Genomic DNA, 2,508 nt, shown 5'->3' on the forward strand with positions numbered 1-2,508 from the left:
GAACGGGGCCGGGGCGACGACGAGCGCGCCCGCCCGGCGTTCAGGGCTTGCGCGGCGGCCGGCTGGCGCGCATCTCGACGCGGCTGTAGAGCGCGTGGACCGGGGACTCGAGCAGCGTCATCACCATCGCCGCCACGTCGGCGGGCTGCAACGCCCAGGCCGACTTTTCGGTACCGCCGCGGCCGAATTCGGTCGCAACGCTGCCCGGCATCAGGTAGGAGACACGGATTCCGTCGTGACGGACCTCCTGCATGAGCGCTTCGCTCATGCCGTTCAGACCGAACTTGCTCGCGTTGTAGGCGGTGCCTTCGGTGAACGCGTTGACCCCCGCGAGCGACGAGATGTTGAAGATGTAGCCGCCGCCGCGCGCCTTCATCTGCGGAATTGCCGCGTGGCAGCAGTAGTAGACGCCGTTCAGGTTGGTCTCGATGACGGCGTGCCACTGGTCCGGTGTGAGTTCGGCCAGCGGGGCGAATTCGCCGACGCCCGCGTTGTTCACCAGCACATCGGTGCCGCCGTGGTGTCGCGCGACCTCCTCGAACACCCACTCGACCTGGGCGTGGTGCCGCACGTCGCACGCCATGCCGTGCACCCGGCCGCCGATCTCGCGCGCCGCCTGCTGCGCGCGCGCTTCGTCGCGCGAAGTGAGCACTACGGTCGCGCCTTTGCCGGCGAGTGCTTCGACGATGGCGCGGCCGATGCCGCGATTGCCACCGGTCACGAGCGCCACCTTGCCGTCCAGAGATCCCATCCTGCCTCCTGGTTCGAGAATCGAGCGTCCGGAGTATTGCGCAGGTGTGAGCGCTCGGCTAGCGTGCCGGCCCATGGCCGGACTCGAGCTGGACGCGGTTTCGAAGGTGTATGCGAACGGCCAGCGCGCGGTCGATCGTGTCAGTCTGGCGGTCGAAGCCGGTCGCTTCCTGGTGCTGGTGGGCCCCTCGGGCTGCGGCAAGTCGAGCCTGTTGCGCATGATTGCCGGGCTCGAGGCGGTGAGCGAAGGCGCGATCCGATTCGAAGATCGAGTGCTCAACGAACTGCCACCCCGCGAGCGCGATGTCGCGATGGTGTTCCAGAACTACGCGCTCTACCCGCACATGAGCGTGTTCCAGAACCTCGCGTTCGGACTCGAGCTGCGCCGCATGCCGCGCGCCGACATCGAGCGCATCGTGCGGGAGACCGCCTCGACGCTGGGGCTCGAGGCCAAGCTGCCGCGACTGCCGCGCGAGTTGTCGGGCGGTGAACGCCAGCGCGTCGCACTCGGTCGCGCGCTGGTGCGGCGCCCCAAGCTGTTCCTGTTCGACGAGCCGCTCTCGAACCTCGATGCCAAGCTGCGCGTGCAGATGCGCGGCGAGATCCATCGCATCCACCAGCGCGTCGAGGCGACCATGGTGTACGTGACGCACGATCAAGTGGAAGCCATGACGCTCGGCGAGCGCATCGCCGTCCTCAAAGGTGGCGTACTCCAGCAGCTCGCGGATCCCGACACGCTCTACCATCGACCCGCGAATCAGTTCGTGGCCGGCTTCATCGGCAGCCCGCCCATGAACCTGCTGGCGGCACGATGCGACGCAGAAAGTGGCGTAACGATCGGCGAGTCCGCCACCAACGAGGCCGGCCGCGTCACGCTGTCACCCGCACCCGAGTGGTTCGCGCAGCGCCGCGGCGGCGCCGTGACGTTCGGCATCCGTCCCGAAGATCTTTCGCTGCGCGCCGACGGCCTGGCTGGACGGCTGCCGGCGGTGCTCGAGGTTCGCGAGCCGCTCGGCAATGAAGTGCTGCTCTACTGGTCGACCTCCGCGGGACCGGTGGTGTCGCGGCTCGCGGGTGAGTCGGGTCCTGCGGTCGGCACACGACTGGCACTCGGGTTCGCGGCCGACAAGGCTCGCTGGTTCGACCCGGCGAGCGAAGCGGCGCTCGGCTGAGCGCGAACGTCGGCGCGACTCGCTAACCGAGTCGCTCCCCGCGCCAGGTTCCGACCAGGCGTCCGGCGCCGGGCAGCACGTCGCCATCGAACTCGATGCGCGCCAATTCGCCCGGAGCGAAACCGGTGGCGGGATCGGCGGTCAAAAGCGAGCACAGTTCTCCGAGCAGTGGCATGTGGCTCACCACGAGGACGTGCCCGGCACCGTTGGCGTGCGCAGCGATGACGACCAGCGCAGTTCCGATCTCGGCATCCGGAGTCAGCTCGCCGAGCGCGAAGCACTGCGGCTCGGGGGCCACGCCTCGCAGCACGATCTCGGTGGTCTCGACCGCCCGTGTGAGCGGGCTCGTGAGCGCGAGCTCGTAATGCGTTCCGGAGTCGCTCAGATACCGCGCCAGGTGGGCGAGCGCGCCGCGACCGGCGGCGGTGAGCGGGCGAAGCGCGTCTCCCGCGGGTCCAGGAGTGGCCGCATGGCCGTGGCGCAACAGGTCGAGAGTGAGCGGCACGCGCCAAGTGTGCCGGGCGCGGGGGCGGGGAGTCCAGCGGTCCGGCCGAGCCGCGCGCGGCACACTTGGCGCGTGCCGCTC

At 69.5% G+C, this 2,508-nt stretch carries 3 protein-coding genes; 1 reads left to right on the plus strand and 2 read right to left on the minus strand.

All coding sequences use genetic code 11. The features are described from left to right. Nucleotides 1-40 precede the first annotated feature (40 nt). Entirely contained in the window at nucleotides 41-751 is a 711-nt protein-coding gene (locus HOP12_01515; protein NOT32826.1) for an SDR family oxidoreductase, read from the minus strand. Between the two features lie 73 nt (nucleotides 752-824). Here HOP12_01515 and ugpC point away from each other — a divergent pair, with 73 nt between their 5' ends. Then, nucleotides 825-1,922 carry a sn-glycerol-3-phosphate ABC transporter ATP-binding protein UgpC gene (ugpC, locus tag HOP12_01520; GenBank protein NOT32827.1) on the plus strand — a complete coding sequence of 366 codons (1,098 nt, stop codon included), beginning with the start codon at nucleotides 825-827 and terminating at the stop codon, nucleotides 1,920-1,922. 22 nt (nucleotides 1,923-1,944) lie between these two features. Here the strand turns inward: ugpC and HOP12_01525 are convergent, their stop codons facing one another. Continuing rightward, on the minus strand, nucleotides 1,945-2,427 hold the full coding sequence (locus HOP12_01525) for a phosphohistidine phosphatase SixA (protein ID NOT32828.1): 483 nt from the start codon (nucleotides 2,425-2,427) through the stop codon (nucleotides 1,945-1,947). Nucleotides 2,428-2,508: the final 81 nt, after the last annotated feature.

The sequence above is a fragment of the Candidatus Eisenbacteria bacterium genome, assembly GCA_013140805.1.
Classification (GTDB): domain Bacteria; phylum Eisenbacteria; class RBG-16-71-46; order RBG-16-71-46; family RBG-16-71-46; genus JABFRW01.